Annotated in this window: 24 protein-coding genes and 1 pseudogene; 9 read left to right on the top strand and 16 right to left on the bottom strand. The window is 69.2% G+C overall.

All coding sequences use genetic code 11. The features are described from left to right. Positions 1–475: 475 nt before the first annotated feature. Genes EJK15_RS54200 through EJK15_RS73605 form a run of 3 tightly spaced genes read right to left on the bottom strand, consistent with a single transcriptional unit; the run spans position 476 to position 2727 of the window. Positions 476–1366: a phosphotransferase family protein gene (locus EJK15_RS54200; RefSeq protein WP_240777804.1), complete on the bottom strand. Its 891-nt coding sequence runs from the start codon at positions 1364–1366 to the stop codon at positions 476–478. Then, positions 1363–2007 (bottom strand): NsdA family TPR-like regulatory protein, encoded by a 645-nt coding sequence (locus tag EJK15_RS73610; RefSeq protein ID WP_206061695.1) that lies wholly within the window; start codon positions 2005–2007, stop codon positions 1363–1365. The genes EJK15_RS54200 and EJK15_RS73610 overlap by 4 nt, the downstream gene beginning before the upstream one ends. 27 nt (positions 2008–2034) lie before the next feature. Then, positions 2035–2727 carry an NsdA family TPR-like regulatory protein gene (locus tag EJK15_RS73605; RefSeq protein ID WP_206061693.1) on the bottom strand — a complete coding sequence of 231 codons (693 nt, stop codon included), beginning with the start codon at positions 2725–2727 and terminating at the stop codon, positions 2035–2037. A gap of 162 nt (positions 2728–2889) precedes the next feature. Between EJK15_RS73605 and EJK15_RS71695 the strand changes: the two genes are divergently transcribed. The 5 genes from EJK15_RS71695 to EJK15_RS54180 all read left to right on the top strand — a co-directional run bounded on the left by EJK15_RS71695 (position 2890) and on the right by EJK15_RS54180 (position 5659). Continuing rightward, positions 2890–3261, top strand: coding sequence for a hypothetical protein (locus EJK15_RS71695; protein ID WP_171075075.1), 372 nt, complete (start codon positions 2890–2892; stop codon positions 3259–3261). 9 nt (positions 3262–3270) lie between these two features. Then, a complete protein-coding gene (locus EJK15_RS73600) occupies positions 3271–3717 on the top strand; it encodes a hypothetical protein (protein WP_206061691.1) in 447 nt (148 codons plus the stop codon). After that, a complete protein-coding gene (locus tag EJK15_RS73595) occupies positions 3714–4208 on the top strand; it encodes a tyrosine-type recombinase/integrase (RefSeq protein ID WP_206061689.1) in 495 nt (164 codons plus the stop codon). Before EJK15_RS73600 ends, EJK15_RS73595 begins: the two co-directional genes overlap by 4 nt. Continuing rightward, on the top strand, positions 4205–4858 hold the full coding sequence (locus tag EJK15_RS54185) for a hypothetical protein (RefSeq protein WP_138718280.1): 654 nt from the start codon (positions 4205–4207) through the stop codon (positions 4856–4858). The genes EJK15_RS73595 and EJK15_RS54185 overlap by 4 nt, the downstream gene beginning before the upstream one ends. Positions 4859–5344: 486 nt before the next feature. Further along, on the top strand, positions 5345–5659 hold the full coding sequence (locus EJK15_RS54180; RefSeq protein WP_206061699.1) for a Tn3 family transposase: 315 nt from the start codon (positions 5345–5347) through the stop codon (positions 5657–5659). A 587-nt stretch (positions 5660–6246) separates the two neighbouring features. On the opposite strand, the gene EJK15_RS54175 is transcribed toward EJK15_RS54180, so the two are convergent. From EJK15_RS54175 to EJK15_RS54165, 3 genes are all read right to left on the bottom strand, one after another. Beyond that, on the bottom strand, positions 6247–7878 hold the full coding sequence (locus tag EJK15_RS54175; RefSeq protein ID WP_138718279.1) for a multicopper oxidase family protein: 1632 nt from the start codon (positions 7876–7878) through the stop codon (positions 6247–6249). 17 nt (positions 7879–7895) lie between these two features. Continuing rightward, positions 7896–8318 carry a hypothetical protein gene (locus tag EJK15_RS54170; protein WP_206061687.1) on the bottom strand — a complete coding sequence of 141 codons (423 nt, stop codon included), beginning with the start codon at positions 8316–8318 and terminating at the stop codon, positions 7896–7898. Positions 8319–8625: 307 nt separating this feature from the next. After that, positions 8626–9063 carry a YybH family protein gene (locus EJK15_RS54165; protein WP_138718278.1) on the bottom strand — a complete coding sequence of 146 codons (438 nt, stop codon included), beginning with the start codon at positions 9061–9063 and terminating at the stop codon, positions 8626–8628. A 116-nt stretch (positions 9064–9179) separates the two neighbouring features. Between EJK15_RS54165 and EJK15_RS54160 the strand changes: the two genes are divergently transcribed. Then, on the top strand, positions 9180–10091 hold the full coding sequence (locus tag EJK15_RS54160; RefSeq protein ID WP_240777803.1) for a LysR family transcriptional regulator: 912 nt from the start codon (positions 9180–9182) through the stop codon (positions 10089–10091). 41 nt (positions 10092–10132) lie between these two features. On the opposite strand, the gene EJK15_RS54155 is transcribed toward EJK15_RS54160, so the two are convergent. From EJK15_RS54155 to EJK15_RS54145, 3 genes are all read right to left on the bottom strand, one after another. Then, positions 10133–11656 (bottom strand): FAD-dependent monooxygenase, encoded by a 1524-nt coding sequence (locus tag EJK15_RS54155; protein ID WP_138718277.1) that lies wholly within the window; start codon positions 11654–11656, stop codon positions 10133–10135. A 172-nt stretch (positions 11657–11828) separates the two neighbouring features. Continuing rightward, a complete protein-coding gene (gene sigJ, locus EJK15_RS54150) occupies positions 11829–12722 on the bottom strand; it encodes an RNA polymerase sigma factor SigJ (protein ID WP_138718276.1) in 894 nt (297 codons plus the stop codon). Then, positions 12719–13918, bottom strand: coding sequence for an NAD(P)/FAD-dependent oxidoreductase (locus EJK15_RS54145; RefSeq protein ID WP_138718275.1), 1200 nt, complete (start codon positions 13916–13918; stop codon positions 12719–12721). The genes sigJ and EJK15_RS54145 overlap by 4 nt, the downstream gene beginning before the upstream one ends. A 212-nt stretch (positions 13919–14130) precedes the next feature. Between EJK15_RS54145 and EJK15_RS73590 the strand changes: the two genes are divergently transcribed. After that, on the top strand, positions 14131–15102 hold the full coding sequence (locus EJK15_RS73590) for a site-specific integrase (protein WP_206061685.1): 972 nt from the start codon (positions 14131–14133) through the stop codon (positions 15100–15102). A 30-nt stretch (positions 15103–15132) separates the two neighbouring features. Here the strand turns inward: EJK15_RS73590 and EJK15_RS54135 are convergent, their stop codons facing one another. The 7 genes and pseudogenes from EJK15_RS54135 to EJK15_RS54110 form a co-directional block, all read right to left on the bottom strand. Further along, positions 15133–15330, bottom strand: coding sequence for a hypothetical protein (locus EJK15_RS54135; RefSeq protein WP_138718274.1), 198 nt, complete (start codon positions 15328–15330; stop codon positions 15133–15135). A 190-nt stretch (positions 15331–15520) separates the two neighbouring features. Continuing rightward, the gene (locus tag EJK15_RS78090; protein ID WP_476739206.1) at positions 15521–15994 is read right to left on the bottom strand and encodes a TniB family NTP-binding protein; all 474 of its coding nucleotides are present in this window, start codon (positions 15992–15994) and stop codon (positions 15521–15523) included. Next, positions 15969–16208: pseudogene (locus EJK15_RS78500) on the bottom strand (TniB family NTP-binding protein); the annotation flags it as partial. The pseudogene EJK15_RS78500 and the gene EJK15_RS78090, both read right to left, overlap by 26 nt. Positions 16209–16295: 87 nt before the next feature. Next, a complete protein-coding gene (locus tag EJK15_RS54125) occupies positions 16296–17963 on the bottom strand; it encodes a Mu transposase C-terminal domain-containing protein (protein ID WP_138718273.1) in 1668 nt (555 codons plus the stop codon). A 76-nt stretch (positions 17964–18039) separates the two neighbouring features. After that, complete coding sequence (locus EJK15_RS54120; protein WP_138718272.1) at positions 18040–18351, bottom strand: hypothetical protein; 312 nt, start codon at positions 18349–18351, stop codon at positions 18040–18042. A gap of 169 nt (positions 18352–18520) precedes the next feature. Further along, positions 18521–20197: a CDGSH iron-sulfur domain-containing protein gene (locus EJK15_RS54115; protein WP_138718271.1), complete on the bottom strand. Its 1677-nt coding sequence runs from the start codon at positions 20195–20197 to the stop codon at positions 18521–18523. After that, positions 20194–20496: an antibiotic biosynthesis monooxygenase family protein gene (locus EJK15_RS54110; RefSeq protein WP_138718270.1), complete on the bottom strand. Its 303-nt coding sequence runs from the start codon at positions 20494–20496 to the stop codon at positions 20194–20196. Before EJK15_RS54110 ends, EJK15_RS54115 begins: the two co-directional genes overlap by 4 nt. A gap of 68 nt (positions 20497–20564) precedes the next feature. On the opposite strand from EJK15_RS54110, the gene EJK15_RS54105 reads away from it, so the two are divergent. Both EJK15_RS54105 and EJK15_RS78495 read left to right on the top strand, forming a co-directional pair. Next, positions 20565–21260, top strand: a complete 696-nt coding sequence (locus tag EJK15_RS54105) for a TetR/AcrR family transcriptional regulator (protein ID WP_138718269.1) — start codon at positions 20565–20567, stop codon at positions 21258–21260. A 172-nt stretch (positions 21261–21432) separates the two neighbouring features. Then, positions 21433–22140 carry a recombinase family protein gene (locus EJK15_RS78495; protein WP_138718268.1) on the top strand — a complete coding sequence of 236 codons (708 nt, stop codon included), beginning with the start codon at positions 21433–21435 and terminating at the stop codon, positions 22138–22140. Positions 22141–22241: the final 101 nt, after the last annotated feature.

Raw genomic sequence — 22241 nt, 5'->3', positions numbered from 1 at the left:
CATTCTCGTGGAGATCGAGCCGGGATTGTTCGCTCAGCCGCGTCCATAGCCCGGCAACGAGCCCGTGACCAGCCCTCCTCATGCAGCGCAAGCGATCAAAGGGACATCAACTCGCGAACCGCCCTCTCAGGCCAGGAGACCCAGGGTTTCGGGCGTTGAACGGTGTGCTGTCTTTCCGCCGGACGGCGAGGAAAATGACACCAAGCGCGGAACGATCAAGGTGACACGGGGGCGAAACCGCCAAAACGCCCAGCTCACAGAACCGGCATGTGACACCGAAATACGGATCCTACACGCAGCAGCAATCGGCGCTGCGTGTGGTACTTCTCATCAGCTGCTCCAATCCTTGGCGAAAGCAAGTGAGGACGCCCCTGCAAGTACGGCGAGGGGGACGAGGGCGGGGTGTGCATGCGAAGATGACCTGTATTCACCGGCGTGTCGCGGATCGTTGCCGAGAGTTGATCAGACAGGCAGGTCAGGGCACGGGCGTCCAACGCCACGGGCGCGGCCCCCGCTGGCCGCGCAGACACGCCAGCCTCAGTTCCATCTCCTCGCGCCGCGCGGGATTCTCGGCTGCGACCTGGGCGGCCATGCACGTCATACGGAACTCGCGAATGTCCCGGAGCGTCTCGAACCCGGCCCACGCGGTGACGTCGTGCCCGTACGCCTTGACGAAGGTGCCGTAGTCCTCGGCTGTGATGCCGGCGATGCTGAACGCCTTCACGGCCGTGGAGGTCAAGTCCCACTCCGGCGGCCCGATCGAGCAGCGTTCCAAGTCGAGCAGCACCACTTGGCCGTCGTCGGTGGAGACCACGTTGCCGATCCACGCGTCGCCGTGCACGACGCTCTTGGGCAGGCCCGGAGGCAGTTCGGCGTACCGCGCTTCCAGCTCATTCAGATGGCGGTGCATCCAGGTCCGATCTGCCTCGTCGAGCATCGCCGCCCGGTCGATCCGTTCGGCGAGCCGCACGAACGGATCGAGGGGGCCGATGTCGAACGCGGTCAGTGGCCGAAGGTCGTGCAGGCGGCGCAACGCGGTTGCCACCTGCAGCGCCGTTCCGTGCCGGTGGGCAGGTAGCTCCCGCCACCACGTGACCGCACGCCCGTCCACCTCGATGGGCTGGTCAACGCCGGGCCACACCTTCACGGCGGGCACGTCGTTCGCCTCCAACCACCTGGCCACCGCCACTTCCCGCACCGCCGCAGCGGCCTGGCCGGCGCGGGCGACGATCCCGCCTGGGAGCCGGAAGAGGGCGTTCTCGCCGAGCCGGATCAGCTCGGCCCCGGCCGGATCGAGCCCGGCGCGGCGGCTGGCCGCGCCGAGCACCGACCGCGCCGCCGCCTCGCTGTTGGACGTCTGCATCATCCCTGGACCGCCGCCCGGATGCGGTGCCGCAGCTCGGCCACCGATGTCTGCTGGGCGTGGGGGCGGGCGAATCGGGAGAGCTCCCGCATGTCGTCCTGGGCACGGCGGGACCGGACGGTGCCCGCGTCAGTGACCGCGCGCCGGCCGATGGTGGCGGCCTCTTTGGGGTCGCCGGCCGCCATGGTGAGGGAGGCGAGCTTGATGCCGCTGATCGCTCGGGATCGCACGTAGGCGGCGGTGTGCCCTTCTACCGCGGCCGCCAGCCTGGTGGATGCCTCTGCGACGTACTTGGCGTTGACCGCTTCGTCGATGACCTTTCCGTCGATCACCTTGCCCAGGGACTGGCCGTCGATCGCCAGGTCGAACACCGCGTGCCCGGTGTCCCCCTGGTGCTGGGCGGCGTCGTAGTACCGCATCCACGGTTTCTCCTCGCTGGGGTGGATGCGGCTGAACTCCTTGTCAGCCTCCCTGACGGCCTCCCAGGTCTCCGGCACGCGGCCGAGTTTGGCGAACGCGCGCGCCTGGGCGGACCGCAGCATGGCGCGCTCGCCGGCGGTGAGCCGGTCGGCTCGCACGAGAGCGAATTCCACGAGCGTGAGCCCGTTGTCGGAGTCTCCGACCCAGATGGCTTGCCGGGCCATGCTGGAGAGCACCTTGGCCCTCAGGTGCTAGTCGTTCGCCTCCTCGGCGCAGGTGAGCGCGAGGCCGAACATTTTGCGGGCGTCGTCGTGGGCGTAGGCGTCGAACGCCATGAACGCGGCTGCGTGCGCGAGCCATCCGACTGCGGAGTACAGCGGATCGTGCAGCTTGGTCGGGCACCGGGCTTGCTTGAGCAGGCTGACCGCGAAACGCAGTTGCCCGTTGACCGCCTCCCGGACCAGGCACCCGCCGTAGGTGTGATCCCACGTGGTGAAGACGTTGGCGATGTTGCGTAGTTCGGCGATGTCGGAGGCGTGGACGGCGGCGGGCGGGCTGATGGTCTGGCCAGGCATGGCGAGCTCGGCGAGGGGGACCGCCGCGGCGACACCCATCGCGGTGCGGATGAACTGCTTACGATCCACATCTGCCACGGTAGCGACCGGTTTGCGGCGCCTTGGCCGGGCAAACCCGAGGTCCTTGTCCTGATCTGCCCCGCAAATGGCGCGCAGCGCGGCACGGTAGTCAGCGTTGGGCCAGCGCACCAGGCCGCGTTCGAGCTTGCCGACGTAGTTTGCCGTCAGGCCGCCCTCGCGCTTCTTCTCGTTCAGGATCCAGGCGTTGACCAGGTCCGCAAGGTCCTGCCGTGACGCGGACTCCCCGGGCGCTGACGGCGACGGCACCCGCTCGCGCGCCTGCTGAAGCAGCACGTTGGGTTCCGCCATGGGCGCACCTCCTCGCGGGCATCGTCGCACAGCAGGCATCGGCAGGCCTGCGAATCTGCCCCCAATCTGCCCCTTGACTGCCCTACTGGATGGCGTTCCCAAGCGCTCGACGCCGCTCCAAGGTGGAGGGAACCCTTCACCGCATGTGAGGAGTGGCACACAATGCAGGCTCTTGACGCGGATCTTCACCAGCTCCGCGCCCGCCCCGCCGGCGTCCCGGTGCTCCCGGGTGCGTCGACCTGGCTCGCCCTCCTGGTGTCCATCGACCGGGGGCAGACGTGGCAGGCAAGCGGCACGCTAAACCTGCCTACCGTGCGGTACGACGCTGCCGCGCGCCTGTTCCTCATGACCGCGATGACCACCGCGGCCGAGGATCACGCCGAAGGCGTGGTGTGGCAGGCGCTCGCCTGGCCCGCCAGCGAAGGCGAAGAATGCCCACCCTCCACGCCGCCCGTCGTATCGCTCCGCAGCGACGGCGAACCGGCCAGCTCGAACGCCCCGAATCAGCTTCCGCCCCCCCTGACTTCTGCTTGAGGCTTCCCCATGACGACCGACGTACCTGCCAGCCCCACCCCCGGCAACAAGCCCACGGCGGCCAGCCCGGCGGGCTCAAGCCGCCGCAGGCCGCGCCGCCGCTGCGACGACTCAGCGGCGCACCGCGCGTTCGGCGCCGGGTTGGGCGGCGAGGATCGCGCCAAAGGTGTGTTGAGCGACGAGAAGGCTCAGTTCCTGGCCGCGCAGTTGCAGAAGTCGTGGGGCAGCCGCTGGCAGGTGATGTGGGATCCGGAGGGCCGCAAGTTCCGAGCGGCCCCGGCCTACGCCATGCACGTCAACACCCCGGTAGAGGGTCGCAGCCTTCGCGAACTGTGGCGGGCCGTTCTCGACGTCGACCAGGAGCTGTTGCTCGCGATGGCCGAGACCATTTCGGCGCACCCGCCCACACTCGTCCACGTACCCCCCCCCGGCTTCCTTCAGGAAGTGTTCGGGTGAACAGGCGAGACGTGGCCGGGCAGGCAGCCCCGCGGGCAGGCGGGGAAGCTACGCCACGTCTTGGCGCGGCCCGACCCGCCAACGGTGCGTTCGCCAAGGCCCGGCAGCCCCGGGCGATCCCGGTGGACGAGGTCACGATCGAGCTCTATGCGCACTACCAGTTCGAGCGGGCCGAGATCGTCGAGGACGCCGGGGACATGGTGTTCGTGAACCTGTTCCATGCGCCCGTGGGCAAGGCCATGTCGTACGGCACGGCCTATGAGCTGTTCTGCCGCCTGGCCAAGCAGGCCGGATTCCGGGCCCGGCCGCATGTGCTCCGCCACTCGGCGATCACCAGGCTCCGGCGGGCTGGGGTGGATCGCCGGGTCGTGCAGGAGATCGCCGGTCACGTCTCGGTGACCTCGCAGGACCCGTACTCCCATGTCACCGACTCCGACAAGCGCGAGGCCGTGGAGATGGTGGCGGCCAAGAGAAGGCAGTCCCGTTCGTGAGCGGCCCCGGCAACGTGCTCGCCTTCCCCGGACCGGACGACGAGCCGGACGGGCGCGGGCCTGTCCAGGGAGCGCTGGCACCGGCGCAGGCCGAGATCTGGACCGCGTGGCTGTCGGCGAACGCCCACCCCTGGCGGGTTGGGGAATGGGATGCGGCCACGTGGCTGTTCACCGGCGATATCGACAACCGCTCCACGGTCGCCTACCGCTGCACGGTGGCGGCCTGCGATCGGATCTCGCGCACGCAGGCTCTGTGTGACCTGTGTGAGAAGGCGTTCCGGAAGTCGGAGCTGGCACTGGAGGAATTCCGGGACGGCTTCGTCCCGGACCGCAACCGGGTGATCGACGGCGGGGCCAGGCCCTGCATCGTGGCGGGCTGCCCGCGGGACGGGGCTGTGTGGGGGTTGTGCGCCGCGCACGGGTCGCTACGGCACAAGGACATGATGCGCAAACGCCCCGGCGCCGAGGACCTGGAGGCGTGGGTTGCCGCCGCGGCCCCCTACGACCCGCTGCCGGCCTGTCTGGTGGGCGGCTGCCCGCGTGATGGGCGGCCGGGCTCGGGGATCTGCGACCTGCACACCCGGCGGCTGAAGGCCGACGGCCTGGAGAAGGCGGACGCGGCCTGGCTGGACCGTCAGGCCCGTTCCTGATCGTCAACCAGTTCTCGCTTGCTCCGCTGGAGCCGCTGGTCCGCTCCGAGGTGCTGTTCGCGCTGGCCGCCCGGGACTGCCGGGGGCAGCGGCTGGACCCGACCGCAGTCCGCCATGGCGATCTCCCAGGCAGACGGGGGGTAGGGCCTGCATCGACCCCGCACCCACCGCGAGATCGTCAGCAACGATCAACGATCACAACAGACTAGGGATGGATACGCTCCGACCTGACCTTGGCCAGGTCGGAGCATCTGTCGGAGGTCTGTTACCGCGTTTCGATGCCCGGATTGAAGCCACGCCGTGCGTTCGACGGGCAGATGGCGATACTGTTGCTGGGCGGGGAAGTGACGCCCAGCCAGTTGCCGTACGCAGTCGTGTCCGGCCGCCAGGGGATATCGCACCGCAATTTGGCCCGGAACTGTCCGGTACCTGAGCTGCACGTCGCGTAGCTCGATAGATTAGTGTTGTAGAAGTCGAAGCGGGGACCTGCACTACGCCCAGCAGGGCGCCATCACCAAGCCGGCCCTGGCCGATCAGACTGATCAGGCGTGGTGTCTGACCGTTTTGACCAACGCCGTCATCACCTGGACGACCGAGTACTACTCGCTCGCTGTTCGGCAGCTGCGGGCGGCCGGCCGGGACATTCCCGACGAACTGCTGGCCCACATTTCTCCGGCGCATAGCGAGAATGTCAACTTCTTTGGCGTGATCACCGTGGACGTCGAGGCGGAGCTGGCCAAGCTGGACGGCGGCGGCTGGCGGCCGCTGCGCCCGGCGGTCACGGACGCGGCTCTATTGTGATCGGGGGGTGGCTTGTCCCCCCGATCACAATGGCTGGGGTCTACACGCGCGAATATCGAGGTCAGTGGTCGTCTTCGTCCACCGACCTCGTCATCACGGGCATCCTTGTCGCGGGCCTCGTTCGTGTCCCCGGCCGGTTGGGCCCGGCGGTTGAAGTGGCCGGGACACGACGCGATGAGCAGCCTTCGAGCACCGAAGGCTTGGTTAACAGGCCGGCTCCGATGACGGTCGCCGGCGCATGCAGTTGCCGACGAGCAGCAAGATGAGCTGGGGCGTACCCGCCTGCTTCGCGGTGGCCGGCTGTGACCTGCGGGCCTCGCTCGCCCCACCTCCCGGCCTTTCGCGTAGCCAGATGTGCGCGGGGTCGTGCCGGTGGAGGGGATGCCACCACAGCGCCATCCGCACTGGGAGGGGGAAACGGGCACGGCTCGATGCGTACGCGTGCGCACCCGATCGAGAGGCGAGCCGGCCGCTCCTGCATGAGGGCGAGCCTGGGGGCCCCTCTCACCAGCAGCGGGAGCAGTTACAACGACGCCGTGAGCGTCGCGCTGATCAGAGTCGTTCTCGACAACGACACCATAGTTATCCTAGATGATCTCGAGGTTGGCCATCATCCCCATGTCCTCGTGCTCGGCGTTGTGGCAGTGGAAGAGGTAGCGGCCGCGGTAGCCGTCGAAGCGGGTGATGATCTCCACCGATTCGCCCGGCCGCAGGGAGACGGTGTCCTTGAGCCCTGCGTCGTGCGGCAGCGGCGGCCTTCCGCGGCGCGAGAGCACCTGGAAGCCGACCAGATGCAGATGGACGGGATGGTGGACGTCAGCGACCAGCCGCCATATTTCGACGTCGCCGAGGCGGGTGGTGACGTCGGAGCGGGTGGGGTCGAATGGTTGGCCGCCGATCAGCCACCCGTGCCCGCCCCGCATCTGTCCGGCGCGGAAGGCGAAGTCGCGCACCCTGACGGCGTCCGACCGTCGCCAGGCCGGCAGGTCGGTGGAGAGCGTGCGCGGAACACGGCTGTCGTCGGTGGCTTTGCGGGCAATGCGGAAGGCCATCACATCGCGGGTACGCCCGGAGCCCAGCCGGTTGAGGATCCTGACCCGGCCGCCGACCGGGACGCCCACGAAGTCGATGATCACGTCGTAGCGTTCGGCCGGCGCGATCGGCAGCAGCCGGTGGGTGACCGGCATCGCGAGCAGCCCCTGATCGGCGCCGACCTGAACGAGATCGAGCCGGCGCCCGTCATCGGTGACCGCCTCCAGTTCGTAGTGGCGGGCGTTGGAGGCGTTCAGGACGCGCAGCCGGTACCGCGCCGCGTCGACCTCGTGCACGGGCCACGGCGCGCCGTTGACCAGGATCACGTCACCGAGGATTCCGGCCAGGTACGGCTCGCGCACGCCCGGCCGGTTCCGCAGGCCGGGGTCGAGCGCGGGATAGACCAGGCCGCCGCCAGCGGCGAACGCCCGGTCGGCGATCATGAGAGGCAGCTCGCGCCGCCCCGCGGGCAGGCCGAGCGCGTCTTCGGCGTCGTCGCGCACGATGTGCAGCCCCGCCAGCCCTCGCCAGATCGCGGGGGCGGTGAAGTCCATCCGGTGGTCGTGGTACCACAGCAGCGTCGGCCGCTGGTCCAGCGGGAACGTGTAGTCGCGCCTCAGCCTGCTCCGCACCGCCCGCGGGTCGAGCATCCTCCGCATGTCGGGCATGTTGGTCATGCCGGGCATGTCGTCGACGGCCTCGGGCCAGCCCGCGGGCAGGACGAGGTCGGTCGGGTACCCGTCGGAAGCCGGCGGGGTCCGACCGCCGTGCAGGTGCACGACGGTCGGCACGGGCAGCTCGTTGCGGTGCGACACGGTGACCGGCCGGCCGCGACGTGACTCGATCGTCGGCCCGGGGAAGGCGCCTCCGTACGTCCACAGCGGTGTCCTGATACCCGGCAAAATCTCCGCCGTCACCTCACGCTGGATGATCTCGTAACGGTCGGCGCCGCCCGAGGCACTGACCGGCGCCAGTACGGACGGAACCGGCAGAGGCACTTGGAACGCGGGCGGCAGCGGTACGGCGCTGCGCAGTTCGGCACCGGTGACCGACGGCCGGCGCGCCAGCGCGGCCGAGGTTCCCAGACCGGTGCTCGCCATCAACCCGAGCGCTCCGCCGATGCCCAGGACCTGGCGCCTGGCCATGCCGAGGGCCCACCCGGATCGATCGTCAGGTCGCTCACGCATTGTGGACTTCCCTCTGCTCAGGCTTCCGCATGGTTCTGACCCGTTCGAGCCGCTGGACGGGCCTGCGCCACGCGGCGATGAACTGCACGACGAGCGCGGCGACGGTCATCACCCCCAGCGGGATGCAACCACAGCGCGCCGTTCAGCCCGGCGAAGTACTGCACGGTCTCGGCCGCCACCAGCGCCAGCGTGGCGAGGAACGGCCTGGCCTGGCGCAGCCGTACCCAGACCACGATCGCCACGATCACCTGCAGGTAGCCGATGGAGGTGACGATGTCGGCGCCGACCGCGTGCCGGCGCAAGCTGTCGTAGTCACCGCTCAGATACACCCCGGCGAACACGGGCTGACCGACGATCGCCGCCATGTGCGCGCTGATGACGGCCCGGAAGACCCACCCGCTGAGCGTCGTCCGATGCGTGACATCGGATCGGGCCGGCACGGCCGGGCGGAACCTATTAGCTGTCGGAACCATAGGGCGTCCTCCTCAACTCTGTTCTCGATGTGCGATCACGCACGACGCCGGTGACGGAACCCGCGCGAAAGTGACCCGCTGTACCGCTGACCTGACGCGAGACCACTACCGCAACGAACCTGTCCGCGCTTCGGATGGCGGATCGTTGCTGATCTTCACCGAGCGGCCCTCCATCCCCGCCGGCAGCGCCAGGTCGTCCGGGCTTGTCCGGTCAGGTGTCGCACGGCCACCAGCCGTAGGGGCCGAATCGGCCCCAGGCGACGAGCGCGGCCCGTCAGGGCTCGAGGTCGACCACTGCTTTGCCGCTCATGTCGATCGGCGCTGAGACCTGGTCATGCACGATCAACCAATCGCCGTCGATCTTCTGAAAGCCATACGTGACCCTGACCCACATACCGCTCGTTGCCGTCCCGTTCTTCAGGGTGCCGCTGAGACGAGCGAAGGCATGCCCGAACGCCACTTCATCGCCCACGGCGAGCGTCACGTCGCGGACCTCATAAGTCATACTCTCGAAGAACAGGAACGCCTTCGCCCAGTTCTTGAGCTTCGCCTCCAGCCCCACATGCTGGAGCGGTGGCTCGACGTCAAAGGACACGACGTCCTTTGCGTAAGGCTGCTTCAGGCCCTCGAGATCCTTGGCTCCGAGTCCTTCGACGATCTTGCCGACCTGCCGGCGAATCTTGGCTTCGTCTACCTCGCGTCGCGTAGGCATCGCTACCCCGCCCTTCCCTCCGCCGTGAAATCTTGCCTTCTGACACACGCAAAACTATGTCTTAGGCGTTATCTTGTCTAAGATCAATATTGATATGGTGTTATGCTCGTGGAGGCATGATGGAGCTGAACTCGCTCAAGCAGTTCCTGGTGGTGGCGCGACTGGAGCACCTCAGCCGGGCAGCCGACGAGCTTCACGTCGCCCAGCCGTCGCTGAGCCGTACCATCGCCCGATTGGAGAGCGAACTGGGCGTACCACTGTTCGATCGCAGCGGCCGACTCCGGCTGAACGACACGGGCAAGCTCTTCCGCGATCACGTCGAACGTGCCCTCGGGGAGCTCGATGCGGGACGACGCGCCGTCGCCGAGGCCACCAGCGAGGGCTTAGGCACCGTGAGACTGGCGTCGGAAACCTTCCTCACGCTCACCGGGCCGCTGGCGGCCTACAAGCGAGCCCATCCCACCATCGAGATCGAGCTCCACTGGTCGCCAGCCGATGACATGGCCCGCCACCTGCGGGCCCAGAATGTTGATCTGTGTGTCGCCTCGCAGCCGATCCATGCCGAGGGCCTGGAGTCCGTGCGACTGTTCGATGAGGCCGTTGGAGTGGGCACGCCACTCGATCACCCGCTGGCGGGCCGTACGTCTGTGAGCATCGACGAACTCGCCGACCAGTCCTTCATCACCGCCCGCAAAGGGCACTGGCTACGCGGACTGCTCGATCGGCTCTTCGCCGCACGAGACCTCACCCCGAAGATCGTCTGCGAAACCGACGAGCACAGCGCCATCGCGGACCTGATCGTCGCGGGACTCGGCATTGGTCTCATCCCCTCCGCCGCCCGCCGCTTGGCCCACCGCAGCGCCGCGCCTCCTCCCGCCGCCTGGATCGCCGTCGACAGCCCCGACTGCCGTCGTACAGTCACCCTCTACTGGTGCGCCGACAGCCACCTGTCCACCGCCGCCCGACTGATGCGCACCACGATCACCAACTGGGACTGGACCACCGACCAACCCCAGGAGAAACGCTGACGATCAGCTTGCGCGGCGGGCGGGACACGTCCGTACGGGCCTTAGCTCGGCGGGCCGTTCGGGGTTGACGTGGGCCGCGGGGCGGGCCGGTGGTGTGCGTGCGCACCGCGAAGGCCGGCCGGGCCGAGCCACGTCGTGAGGGCGGTCCGGAGCGCGTCCAGGTCTGGCCGCTCGCCGGCGCGGGTGACCCAGGCGACATGTCCGTCGGGACGGATGAGTACGGCGTCCGCGCCTAGATCGGAGCCCTCGGCGGGACGGGCGCGAACGAGATCGACTCGGTCCGCCCAGCCGGTCACGACGGTGTCGAGCGGTGGGAGACCGCCAAGATCCAGCAGAACCGCATGGGCGCGGTGCAGGAGTTCGTAGATGCGGCCGCGGTCGAGGTCGAGATCCGGGATCCGGCGGCCGAGAAGGTCGTCGGTCCCCTCCATCGGGTACTGGAGGTCGGTTGCCGTGATCATGCCGGCCAGGCGCAGCCGTACCTCGTCGATGCCGATGAGATCGTCCAGCATCTGGCGTAGAGCAGAGGTGTGGTCGTCCACCCGCCAGAGGGCGGTCTGGGCGCGGGTGTTGTGCAGGACGCGGGCGGCGACCGGGTGGCGTTCGGCGTGGTAGGTGTCGAGCAGCAGGTCCTGGGCGTGGCCGCGGATGACGGCGGCGAGCTTCCAGCCGAGGTTGACCGCGTCCTGCACGCCGGTGTTCAGGCCCTGACCGCCCGCCGGGAAGTGGATGTGCGCGGCGTCGCCGGCCAGGAGAACCCGGCCCACGCGGTAACGGTCGGCCTGGCGGGCCGCGTCGCCGTGCCGGGAGAGCCAGCGCGGTGAGTGCATCCCGTAGTCCGTACCGGCGATCTTGAGCATGGCCTTGCGGAGGGTCTCCAGGGTCATCGGTTCGTCTCGGCCGGCGACGTGATCGAACTCGTTGGTCAGCACCCGGTACCAGTCCGGACCGTACGACAGCACCGAGAATCTGCTGTGCTCGCGCCGCTCCTGGAAGATGTCGGCCGCGGGCGGCTCGGCGAGCTCGACGTCGCCGAGCATCGCGGTCATCGTGGCCGGGGTGCCGGGGAAGGCGATGCCGGCGAGCCCGCGCACGGTGCTGCGGCCCCCGTCGCAGCCGACGAGGTAGTCCGCCCGGACGCGCGACCCGTCCGCGAGCTCCACCGTGACACCCGTTTCGTCCTGGGTGAACCCCGTCACCTCGGCGTCGCGGCGCAGCCGTACCCCCAACTGCGCCGCGCGCTCCTCCAGCAGCCGTTCCACCTCGGCCTGCAAGATGAGCAGAGCGTACGGATATCGCGTCGCCATATCGGATAGGTCGAGACCGAGTCCGGAGAAGTGCACGTCCTGCCGCGGCCGTCCGCGCTCGAGGAACCCGTCGAGCAGACCCCGCTGATCGAGCACCTCCATCGTGCGGATGTGCAGGCCTCCGGCCCGCGATTCCACCGTTCGAGGCTCCGGGAGACGCTCGAGCACGAGCACATCGATCCCGGCGAGCCCCAGCTCGCACGCGAGCATCAGCCCGGTCGGCCCCGCCCCAGCGATCACTACCTGTGTATCGGTCATAGTCAACTCCTTGGTCATCCTTCAGTCGAATTGGTCAACACACGCAAAGGGGCGGAGACGCGTTCGTCGATCGCCATAGGACGTGTCACCTGCCGCGCCGCATCTGCAGCGGCAACTCCGCTTGCGCCAGACATGCGCGATCGCGACCTACTGCGCTGCGGCTTGCCGACTCCTACCGGCTGATCTGACGCGGAACCGTCAGCGCGAGGAGTTTGTCCGGGTTGCGGATGACGTAGAAGTTGGTGATCTTCCCGTCGCCGACCTCGAACAGGCAGACGCCTACCAGGTGATCGCCGTCGTAGGCGGCCATCGCGGGCGCGTTGTTGCAGTTGACCATCTCGATCCGCGAGTCCGGTACCCGCCCCACGCGGAACAGTTCCATGACAAGCACGGCCACGTTCTCCGCGCCCACCACCGGCTGGCGCGCCGCGGTGACCTTGCCGCCGCTGTCGGCGGTCCACGTGGCGTCCGGCGCGAGCAGCGAGAGCAGCCCCTCCATGTCACCGGTCGCCGCCGCGGACATGAACTGCTCGGTGATCCGCGTGGTCGTCTCAGCGTCGACGGGGTCGAAACGTTTACGCCGCGCCTGTACGTGCCTGCGGGCGCGGTGCGCCATCTGGCGCACCGTCACCACGGACTTGCCTACCGCTGCGGCGATCTCGTCGTAGACGAACCCGAACACCTCGCGCAGCACGAACACCGCGCGCTCATCGGGGGTGAGCGTTTCGAGCAGCACAAGCATCGCCATCGACACCGACTCGGCGAGCACCACATCGGCCGAGGCGTCGTTCTCCTCCAGCAGCAGCGGCTCGGGCAGCCAGGAGCCGATGTACTCCTCGCGACGGCGCGTGCTCGCCCGCAAGGCGTTGAGCGCCTGACGGGTCACCAGCCGCGCCAGATACGACTTGGTGTCCCGCACTGCCGCGAGATCCACCTTGGCCCACCGCAGATAGCTGTCCTGCAGCACGTCGTCGGATTCGGTCGCCGAGCCGAGGATCTCGTACACGATTGTGAACAGCAGCGGCCGCAACACGGTGAATCGCTCGGCGTGCTCGTCGGTGCTCACGGGGAGGTGACCGCCCGCGCAGCGGAGGCCGGCTGTTCGGGGCGCGGGCCACCCTTGGGCCAGCCCATGGAACCGGGCTTGCCTGCCTCACCGCGGATCCTCTTCGACACCACGAACTTGCAGGTCACTTCCTTGATTATTGCGCCCATGCGGCCGGGGATGTAGATGTTCACCGCGGTGTCGTCCTTACCGGCGATCTGTCTGATGCCGGCGTGCCGGCCCAGGCTGACGCACGCGCCCGTGAAGGCCAGGTTGATCATCGCCGGTTCGGTCCCCGCGATGCGGCTCAGCACGGTGTCGGCGGCCTGCGCCCCGAGCGGCCCTGCGGCGTAGCCGCTCATCCGCAGCGGCTGGCCCGACGGTGCGGCGGCGTCGCCGGCCGCGACGATGCGGTCGTCGTCGATGCTGGTCAGCGTCTCGTCGGTGAGCAGCCGGCCGAGCGCGTCGGTGCGCAGCCCGCTCGCCGCCGCCAGCTCCGGCAGGCCGAAACCGGCCGTCCAGACAGTCAGTGCGCTCGGACACACCACACTGTCGGCAGAACCGTCGGCCAGGACGACCGCGTCCGGCCGGACCTCGGTCACCGCGCCGCCCTCGAGCACGGCGACACCATGGCGGGTCAGCCATTTGGCGACGTATCGGCGCCCCCCTGCGCTCAGGTAGGGCGCCAGGGTCCGGCCACACACCAGCGTGACCTTGCGCCCTTGTTCGGCCAGTTCGGCGGCCGTCTCGACGCCGGTCAATCCGCCGCCGACCACGGTGACCGGAGCCTCGAGGGGCAACTCCTCCAGCCTGGCGCGTAGCCGCTGCGCGGACTCCAATTCCGCGATGGGCCAAGCGAATTCGGCCGCGCCTGGCACCGAGGGGACCGCGCCGGTGCTGCCGACGGCGTAGATGATGTAGTCGTAGTCCAGCGCGCGGCCCGACGCCAGCCGCACGGTGCTCGCGGCGGTGTCAATGCGCGTTGCGCTGTCGACGACCAGTTGGATGCCCTCGCCGAGCAGCGTGCCGTAGTCAATCGTGGCGTCGCCGGTACGGGCCACGAACTGGTGCAGCCGGATGCGTTCGACGAACTCCGGGCGCGGATTGACCAGAGTGATGTCGACGTCGTCGCGCATCCGCAGACGGTTGGCCGCCAGCGTTCCGGCGTAACCGCCACCGATGACCACGACCTTGTGGGATGTGTTGTGTTCGGTCATGCCCTCAAGACACCGGGGATCGCAGCGACGTGACAGGACGCGACGTGACGTGCGTCACTCCACTCAAGAGCGCGGAACACGTGCTCGCGGCATAGCCTTCGGCCCATCCCAGTTGTGACACAGAACTCACATTATCTGTCACGCTGGCTGCTATCGGGCCGTGTCCGCCCAGCTCGGCGTCTGCCGCCACGACGGCGACTCGGCTACATTATGTGTCACATGACCTGCCCGGAGGACGTCCGTGTCCGTCGTGTCCTTCCCCGGCCCGCCGGCCCCGGCCGCCGGGCCCCGCCCGCCTCGCCGATGACGGCCGCGGTCGAGCGCTTCCTGGAGTCGGTGCAGGCGGCCACCACCCGCACCGGCTACGCCGAGACCCTCGCCCACCTGACCGCCGTGGCCGGGCCTCAGTATCCGGTCGCCGCGCTGACGCCCGAGCAGTACGCCGCGGTGATGGACCGCTGGACAGCCGCGGCCGCCGCCACCTGGAACCGGCACCTGTCCGCGCTGGTCTCCTTCACCACCTGGCCACCAACTCCGCCCGGCGCCTGGAGCGGCGCAAACCCGCCCGTCGCGGCGACCGCGCCATCCCGGCCACCCGGCTGGACAAGCTGTTCACCGACCCCACGCACGCCCTGCGCGAACGCCTGCTGTGGCGGCTCCTGTACGACACGGCCGCCCGCGCCGAGGAGATCCTCACCCTCAACGTCGAGGACCTCGACCTGGAGTTCCGCCGCGCCCGGGTCGTCTCCAAGGGCGGCGCCGTCGAATACGTGCACTGGGCCACCGCGACGGGCCGAATGCTGCCCCGCCTGCTGAGCGGCCGCACCTGCGGGCCGGTGTTCCTGGCAGACCGGCGCGCTCCTTCCTCCGGCCGCCGCGCGCCGGCGTCCGGCGACGTCTGTCCCGTCACCGGGCGGGGCCGCCTGTCCTACCCGCGCGCCGAATACCTGTTCAAGACCGCCTCGGCCGAGCTCGACCCACACCGCCAGGGGCGGACCTTGCATCAACTGCGTCATTCGGCGCTGCAGCATCTCGCGCAAGCCGGACGCACCGCGCCCGAGATCCAGGCCAAGAGCCGCCACCAGCACCTGGCCAGCCTCGGCCGCTACGTGCGCCTGGGCGAAGAGACCTCCGCCCGCATCACCGCGGAGGCCGACCCCATCCAGCGGCGCCGCCCCCGCTGACCGCACCACACCAGGGCGGCCGACCGCTCATCAGGCCGGCCACACCCGCAGAGCCTGCTCGTCCTCGGAGTCGGGCTCGGCCCGCATCCCGACCGCCCTCAGCGCCGCCGCATACGCGGCCACCTGCTCCCCGGCCCCGCTCTCGGGCCCAGCGAAAGCCACCAGGAAGGGGCGCCCTGTGCCCCCGCCCTCCACCACGAACCCGGCCCGGCTGTCGCTGAACTCCATCAACCCGGCAGCACGCAGTGCGTCCCGGATTGCTCGGCATCGCGCTCGCTCCACAGCGGCCGCCGTCCTTGGCCCTAGCCGAACCTCGGCTCGTCATCGCCCATGATCCCACCGCAGACGCCTCGCGACTGCCGTCCAGGCCCTGTGTATCGCTGCAGGTCAGGCAAATCCGTTGGAAATTTCCCCGGGACTACAGCGAGGCCAGATAGGAAGGACGCCGCAGCGGGAAAGCGGCGGCGAAGCTGGCCAGCAGGGTGCTCGCCTCCCGGCCGGGCTCCCAGCGCGGCAGCACGAACGGGGCGAAGCGGTTCTCCAGCTGGTCATCAGAGCGGATCGCCAGGTAGGCGTCCCGGGTACCGACGCCAACCAGCGGGATCTTCAGCTCGTTGCCCAGGAAGCGCAGCAGGTTGAGGAACTCCCGGCGCGTCCCGTCGCGCCCGGCTAGCACGTTGTGCAGCTCGTCGATCACCAGCATCCGCACGGCGGCCTGCCGCAGCAGCCGCACCGCGAGCTGCTCCAGCTCGGCCAGCCGCTGCCGGGGGCGCAGCGGCGCACCGAGCGCGCTCAGCAGTGCGGTGTAGAAGCGGGCCACGTGCGGATCGGAGGGGCATCTGCACGACCAGCACCGGGATCTCCTCGGCGTCCGGGTGCGAGATCGGCGGATGCGAGCGCCGGAACTTCTCCACGATCATCGACTTGCCGTTGTTGGTCGGCCCGATCACCAGCAGGTTCGGCATCCGCTGCTTGGCCGGCCAGCCCAGCAACGTGTGCAGCTGGGCCAGCGCCTGCGTGGCGGGTATAGCCGATCCACCGATCCGCCCGAACCCGGGCCAGCCGCTCGACGGCAGGCAGCCGGGCCACCGGCCGGGCGCTGTCATGCAGGTGCGACAGATCCTCCACCCGCCCCGGCTCCAGCTCGATCTCGAACTCCGACGCGATGTCAGGCTTGACGTCCGGCTCGTGGCTTACCACTGCTCGATCACCTCGAACGGTCGCACCGGCTCCCCGTCCGCGCACCCCTCGACCGGCGGCGGAGACAGCGGCCCCGCTGCCTGTGGCGCGGGGGTCGCCGAGCGGCGCTCGACCTCGCGGCGGGCCCGCCGGGTCTTGGCCGCCGCATCGTTGGTGATCTGCCGCATCTGCACCACCATGGCGAACAGAGCGTTCTCATCGACCTGGGCGCGACCCTGCTCGCGCAGCCGGGCAATCGCGGCACGCTGCTCCCACACGCTGATCGGCGGGCGCGACAGCGTCCGGTACGGCACCGGCAGGTAGGCGTGCCCGTCAGGATCGAGCACCCAGATCCGGGAGAGATCGCGAGGGTCGCGGCGCAGCACGAACTTCTCCAAATTGTCGCGGCGGGCGATCCACGGCTTGAGCGCGTCGCTGTAGTACCGCACGTGGTCGATGGTGAAGCCGGTCCGCCTCAGCGTTCGCCGGATCACCGGCAGGAAGTCGACCAGGAACGCCGTCTCGCTGGCCACCGTCGCGGGGCGGCCGCCGGCCGCGACACCCTCGGCCCACCTCCCGGCCGGGGTCTGGCCCAGCGTGGCGTGCACCTGGCCGTGGTAGGCGGCCACCGCTAGGGCCAGCCACCGGTTCAGCTCGGCGACGGTCACCACCGCCATGGCCTGGCTGTCGTAGCTGCCGCGCTCGGCCGGGTTGGAGAAGGTGGTGCCGGGCAGTTCGTGCACCATCTGCATCATCGTGCCGATCAGCCGCTCGATGACGCCGCCGAAGTGCGGCATCCCTTTCGGCCGGTACGCCAGCGTGATCCCATGCTGAGCGCAGCCCCGGCGCAGCGCCTCGCTGCGGAACTCGGTGGCGTTGTCCACGTGGATCTCGTGCGGCTTGCCGCTCATCGGCCAGGCGACCGCCTCCACGCCGAGCCGCTCCAGCCACGACCGCTTGTCACACACCGTGTGCGCAAGGCACAGTCCGGCCGACAGCGCCGAGGGCGCCTCCAGCGTCACCACCAGACCGACCACGCAGCGGCTGGCCACGTCGATCGCTGCGGTGACGTACGGGCGGCCGATCGGCAATCGATGCCGCTCATCGACCACTTCCAGATCGCCCGGCGTGTGGTCGATCTGCACCTGCTGCAGCAGGCCCTCGATGCTCGGCGGATCTCCGCCCGCCGACCGCAGGCGGCGCGCCCCGTCGGCGCCCTCCCGCGCCGTGGCGGCCGCCGCCGGATCCAGCGCCTCGATCCGCCGCTCCAACGTGCTGCGCGCCGGCACCGGCAGCCCGCTGACGCGGCACCGGCGTACGACCTCCCGGTAGACCGCCGCCACCGATCGCCGCTGCCGGGTCAGATACCGCGCTTCGATGACCTCGTGCAGGACCGCCTCGACCGCCGCCGGCAACCGGCGTCGTCCGCGTCCGCCGCTGGAGCGCCGGGGAAGCAAGTCTGAGACGACGCCCTCGCCCGCGCGCCACCGGGCCAGCAGCACGTACACCTGCCGCTGTGAGATTCCCAACTGGGCCGCCGCCGCGTCCGCGGCCGCCGATCCCAGCCGCGGCTGATCGGCCAGCGGGCCGATCACCTCCGCCTGGCGTACCGCCACGTCCCATGCCTCATCCGGGGCGGTCAGCACGCCCCGCTCGATGATCTGCGCCTGGCCGCCGTCCATACCGGGACCTCACCGTCGCGCACGCGAGTACGGAACAAACGCACCGTAGCGCAGAGGACTGCTTCGTTCAGCTGGGTCAGGGCGGACTGGTCGGTGACGACCAGCCGGGCGGTGAAGACGCCGGTTCCGTCTCCGCAGCCCACAACCGCGCGATCAGGTGGGGCCCGCCCTGCACTGGGTCGTCGGCCAGAGCGCGCAGGTCGGCGGCGACCGTCCGGGGGCCGTCCACGTCCCATTGGTAGCCGCTCGCCCTCTGCTGTACGACCTGCTCCAGGATGTCGGCAGCCAGGCGCAGCAGCTCCGGCTCCGGGCGGGCTTCGGCTCGGTGTGCCCGGAGCACCTCAGACTGCACGTCCCGGGTGATCTCCTGGCGATGGTCGTACACCATCGCCCAGTCCGCGCCGCGGCCCGCGCCCAGCGCCGGGCCAGCTGGGCGTGCATCGGCTCTACCGGGTCGGCGAGCCGGGGCGACTTCTCCTCCAGGACCTCCACGAGCGTCACCGCGTCGTCCGGTGCATCCAGGCCTGTGCGCCGAAGACCCGGGGTACGCGAGTCACTCAGGGCGGGGCTCCCTCGGCGATCCAGCGTGCGAAGAGGTCGATGTGCTCGACGGGCCAGGCGCCGTCGCAGGGCATCTTGCCCTCGCGGAGCCTGTCCAGGATGGCGTTGGCGTGCTCGGTGACGTCTGAGTGTGACCACAGGTCGAAGGCGAAGCTCATCGACTTGCGGTCCATCTCGCGAAACAGTGGTTTGATGTGGTCGGCGAAGCCTACCGGCTCGTCCGGTGCCGGGAGCCGCACCTGCGTCTGGTCGGCGGTCGGGGACAGGGCGGAGATGCGGGAGCCGGGTCTGGCCTCGCACACCCACCACCATCGGGGCACCGGCATGTGTGGTGGCGGTGTTGCGCCGGGCTGGGAGTTCTCCACCGCGATTCGGGAACCCCATTCGATGTAGCCGGCGAACGCGGCGCGAAACTCGGGGTCGGTGGGTAGTCTGGCGTCGTCGGCGGCCCGTCCGATGAGCTGTGCCCAGCGGGCCCGCCATTGTTCGGTCAGTGACTTGCCGGCATGTTCGGCGACCATGTGGTCATATCCGCCGTACCGCTCGGTGTAGAGCTTGGGGCCGCCGAAGGTCTCGGCAAGCCAGGCGGCGACGCGTTCGGGATGGTCCGGTGACATCCGGGCGAACAGCGGTGCGAGCAGATCGTCCTGCGGGACGTACTTGTCGTAGAAGATATGCGTCATCCGCGTCAGCGCGGACAGCCCGCCGGCCCATTCGAAGAGCGTGGGTTCGTCGGACAGCGGCGGGTCGACGAAGCCGACGTAGTAGTGCATGCCGCTACAGAACGGCTTGTTGCGCGAGTGGCCGCATCGGCAGAGGCTGTAGTGCTCACGGGACTGGTCGCCGTCGAGCGGGATGCCGCCGGTTATCCGGTACGGGCCGTCCTTGGACACCTCGATCGCCGGTTCGCGTACTGGGTCGGGGGCCTTGCGACCGTCGATCGCGTAGTGGAGCGCACCGGATGGGCAGGCTCGTACGGCACGGACGATCTCATCGGCCCGGCCGCCGCTGGGCGCCACGAACGGTTCATCGCCCTGCCGGAACACGGTGGGCAGCCTGTCGGTGCACAACCCCGAGTGGGCGCACACGCCGCGGTTGTCCAGCACGGTGACCTGCACGCCTTCATGGGTGTCCTGGCGGTCGGGCACCCGGTCGGGGTCTTTGGCGCCGCTGAACCCGTTGTGGGCGTGGCTGCCGTCGCACAGCGGTTTGGTGGCGGAGCGTCCGCATCGGCAAAGCGCCATCTGCGGGAACGTCCGGATCGGCTCCCCAAGCCAGTTGGTGATCTTCGATACGTTGGTGACCAGATACGGACCGTCGAGTGCGACATCGAGCCGCGCCTCCAGGTCACCCTGGATGTCCGCCAACTCGGCGATCCGGGCCGCCAAGGCATCGGCGTCTTCGGCGAACAGGCAGGCCAGGTGCTGCAATGCGGCAGTCGCCTCGATCAAGCCGTCTGGGGCGTCGGGCTGGGCGCGCAACCGCGTCGCATCTTTGGCCAGCTCCCATAAGCGGTCGGCCGGCGGGCCGTTCTCGGTGACGCCCAGTGGGGGCTCTGCGGCGGCTTCAGACAGGGCGGCCAGCGGCCGGATCACCGTTGAGGCCAGCGGCTCGCCGGGTGCCAGGTCGCGGTTGAGCAGGCGGGCCCGCGCCAGCAGTGCGGCCGTACTCATCGGGATGCTCCGAACCGGGTGGTGTAGTGCTTCATCTCCTGGATGAGTGGAAAGAAGGGCTTCACCGCGGCGAAGAACTCCCCGAAACGGGCGCTGCGGCGAAAGCTCTGCTCGTGCCCTTCCACCGAGTCCCATTCGATCCGTACGGTGTAGTGCTCGGGCTCTTCGACGCCTCGGGCGATCTCGTATCCCAGGCAGTGCGGGTCGTCGTCCAAGACGCCCGCTGCCGCCTGATAGGCCCGCTCGAAATCCTCGGCGCGGGCGGACGGGACGGTATATCTGATGTATTCAATGACCACGATGAGCCTCTTCAGCTTGGCGTAATTTTGATTACATTACAGCATTGTAATGGATTGGTGGATGTCCAATGACCCGGAAGATCGGGCGCACGCGGGACGCCTCCATCGACGACCGGATCCTGGCAGTCGCTCGGCGGCATCTGTCGATATACGGGTATGAGCGGATGTCGCTGGCCGCCGTCGCGGCGGAAGCCGGCACCACCCGTCCCGCGCTGTATCGCAGGTGGCCAGGCAAAGCCGAGCTGGCCGCGGCCGCGGTGGCCGCGCTGGAAGAACCCGAGCAGGACGCGCCCACCGGCGATCCGTTCGCGGATCTGGTCGCCGAGCTGGCCGACTTCCAGAACGCGGTCACCAGACCAGGGAGAATGTCACTGGTCGGCACCATGCTGCAGGACACCACCACCTCTGACGTACTCGCCCGCTACCGCGCCCGCGTGATCGCACCCCGGCGTCGCCGCCTCCATGCCATCCTCGATACGGCCAGGGAGAGGGGTCTCATCGACGCCGACGCCGATCTGGAGATCGCCGTCACCCTGTGCACCGGCGGCTGGTACGCCCGCGCCCTCGCCCACGACCAACCACCGGAGCGCTGGCCGCAACGCACCGCCGTACTGGTATGGCGAGCCGTCGGTGGGCAGCATCCAACCGATGCCGATGCCGATGCCGATGCCGCGACGACGAACAGCGCGACATCCCCCGCCTGCGCCAGTTCGTGCGGAACTGGCCGCACACGCAGTGACACCGCCGGTGAAGAAGCACCGTAACGGTGATCACGGTAGCTGGACGCGGTCCGGATGTTCATCCCCGGCTCGCTCTCTGCTGCCACGAATCCGACTCGCCAACGTTTCTGGACAGAGGTTTCTGGACGGCATCGCCGCTGGTCGCTAAGGTGTCCGAAAAAGTTTACGTTTCTGGACACCGCCGGGAGGGTGGCTGATGAGCGTCGGGGCGTACGCACGAGTGTCGACGCGTGATCAGAACCCGCAGCTCCAGCTCGATGCCCTGGCGGCCAGCGGCTACGACGAACTGGTCACGGAAAAGGAGTCAGGCAAGCGCGGGGTCGCTCGACCGGCATGGGAGACGCTCCTGACGCTGCCGCAGGCGGGCGACACACTGAAGTTCTGGAAGTCCGATCGGTGGGGCCGCTCAGCGGGGCACGTGCTGACCACGGTCAACGAGCTCCGCGACCGCGGCATCACCGTGGTGTCGCTGACTGAGAACTTCGATCTGAGCACCAAGGAGGGCCGGTTCATGTTCGCGGTCCTGGCCGCGGCCGCGGAGTACGAACTGGAGCTGCGCGCCGAGCGGCAGGCCGAGGGGATCGCCGCCGCCAAACGCCGCGAGGCCCACCGGCGCCATGCTGCCCGGAAAGAAGAAGACCGGCCGGCCGCGCGCCATCGGCCCCGCCGAACTGGTCACGCTGCGCCGCCTGGTCGACGACGGCGTCTCGGTCACCGAAGCCGCCCGCACCCTCAAAATCGGGCGCTCCACCGCCTACGCAGCACTCGCGCGACGCTGACCAGCAGCTATCCCACCCGCATCCCGTTTCCGCCAGTTTGCACGCCTCGCAAGATCATTCTCACCGCCAACGGCTGTCCGCCGGTTCCTCAACCCCTTAGAAGTCCCAGAGTTCATGCGAACTGAAGGTTCATCGGACTGAACCGAAGGGTCTTCATCCCTCATGGACCGTTTCGACCCTTGAGTTCGTCACGACTGGCGGGGTCTTGCTCTTCGACTGCGGTGGC

This window comes from Nonomuraea basaltis (assembly GCF_005893125.1).
GTDB classification, from domain to species: Bacteria; Actinomycetota; Actinomycetes; order Streptosporangiales; family Streptosporangiaceae; genus Nonomuraea; species Nonomuraea basaltis.
Note: the sequence above shows the minus strand (reverse complement) of the source record. Positions and strands in the feature narration are given on the sequence as shown.

Excerpts from the sequence above, each read along its gene's own strand:
- EJK15_RS54200 (WP_240777804.1), bottom strand. The coding sequence starts at position 1,366 with ATGATGCAGACGTCCAACAGCGAGGCGGCGGCGCGGTCGGTGCTCGGC.
- EJK15_RS73610 (WP_206061695.1), bottom strand. The coding sequence starts at position 2,007 with ATGGCCCGGCAAGCCATCTGGGTCGGAGACTCCGACAACGGGCTCACG.
- EJK15_RS73605 (WP_206061693.1), bottom strand. The coding sequence starts at position 2,727 with ATGGCGGAACCCAACGTGCTGCTTCAGCAGGCGCGCGAGCGGGTGCCG.
- EJK15_RS71695 (WP_171075075.1), top strand. The coding sequence starts at position 2,890 with ATGCAGGCTCTTGACGCGGATCTTCACCAGCTCCGCGCCCGCCCCGCC.
- EJK15_RS73600 (WP_206061691.1), top strand. The coding sequence starts at position 3,271 with ATGACGACCGACGTACCTGCCAGCCCCACCCCCGGCAACAAGCCCACG.
- EJK15_RS54175 (WP_138718279.1), bottom strand. The coding sequence starts at position 7,878 with ATGCGTGAGCGACCTGACGATCGATCCGGGTGGGCCCTCGGCATGGCC.
- EJK15_RS54165 (WP_138718278.1), bottom strand. The coding sequence starts at position 9,063 with ATGCCTACGCGACGCGAGGTAGACGAAGCCAAGATTCGCCGGCAGGTC.
- EJK15_RS54160 (WP_240777803.1), top strand. The coding sequence starts at position 9,180 with ATGATGGAGCTGAACTCGCTCAAGCAGTTCCTGGTGGTGGCGCGACTG.
- EJK15_RS54155 (WP_138718277.1), bottom strand. The coding sequence starts at position 11,656 with ATGACCGATACACAGGTAGTGATCGCTGGGGCGGGGCCGACCGGGCTG.
- EJK15_RS54145 (WP_138718275.1), bottom strand. The coding sequence starts at position 13,918 with ATGACCGAACACAACACATCCCACAAGGTCGTGGTCATCGGTGGCGGT.
- EJK15_RS54135 (WP_138718274.1), bottom strand. The coding sequence starts at position 15,330 with ATGGAGTTCAGCGACAGCCGGGCCGGGTTCGTGGTGGAGGGCGGGGGC.
- EJK15_RS54125 (WP_138718273.1), bottom strand. The coding sequence starts at position 17,963 with ATGGACGGCGGCCAGGCGCAGATCATCGAGCGGGGCGTGCTGACCGCC.
- EJK15_RS54120 (WP_138718272.1), bottom strand. The coding sequence starts at position 18,351 with ATGGTGTACGACCATCGCCAGGAGATCACCCGGGACGTGCAGTCTGAG.
- EJK15_RS54115 (WP_138718271.1), bottom strand. The coding sequence starts at position 20,197 with ATGAGTACGGCCGCACTGCTGGCGCGGGCCCGCCTGCTCAACCGCGAC.
- EJK15_RS54105 (WP_138718269.1), top strand. The coding sequence starts at position 20,565 with ATGACCCGGAAGATCGGGCGCACGCGGGACGCCTCCATCGACGACCGG.
- EJK15_RS78495 (WP_138718268.1), top strand. The coding sequence starts at position 21,433 with ATGAGCGTCGGGGCGTACGCACGAGTGTCGACGCGTGATCAGAACCCG.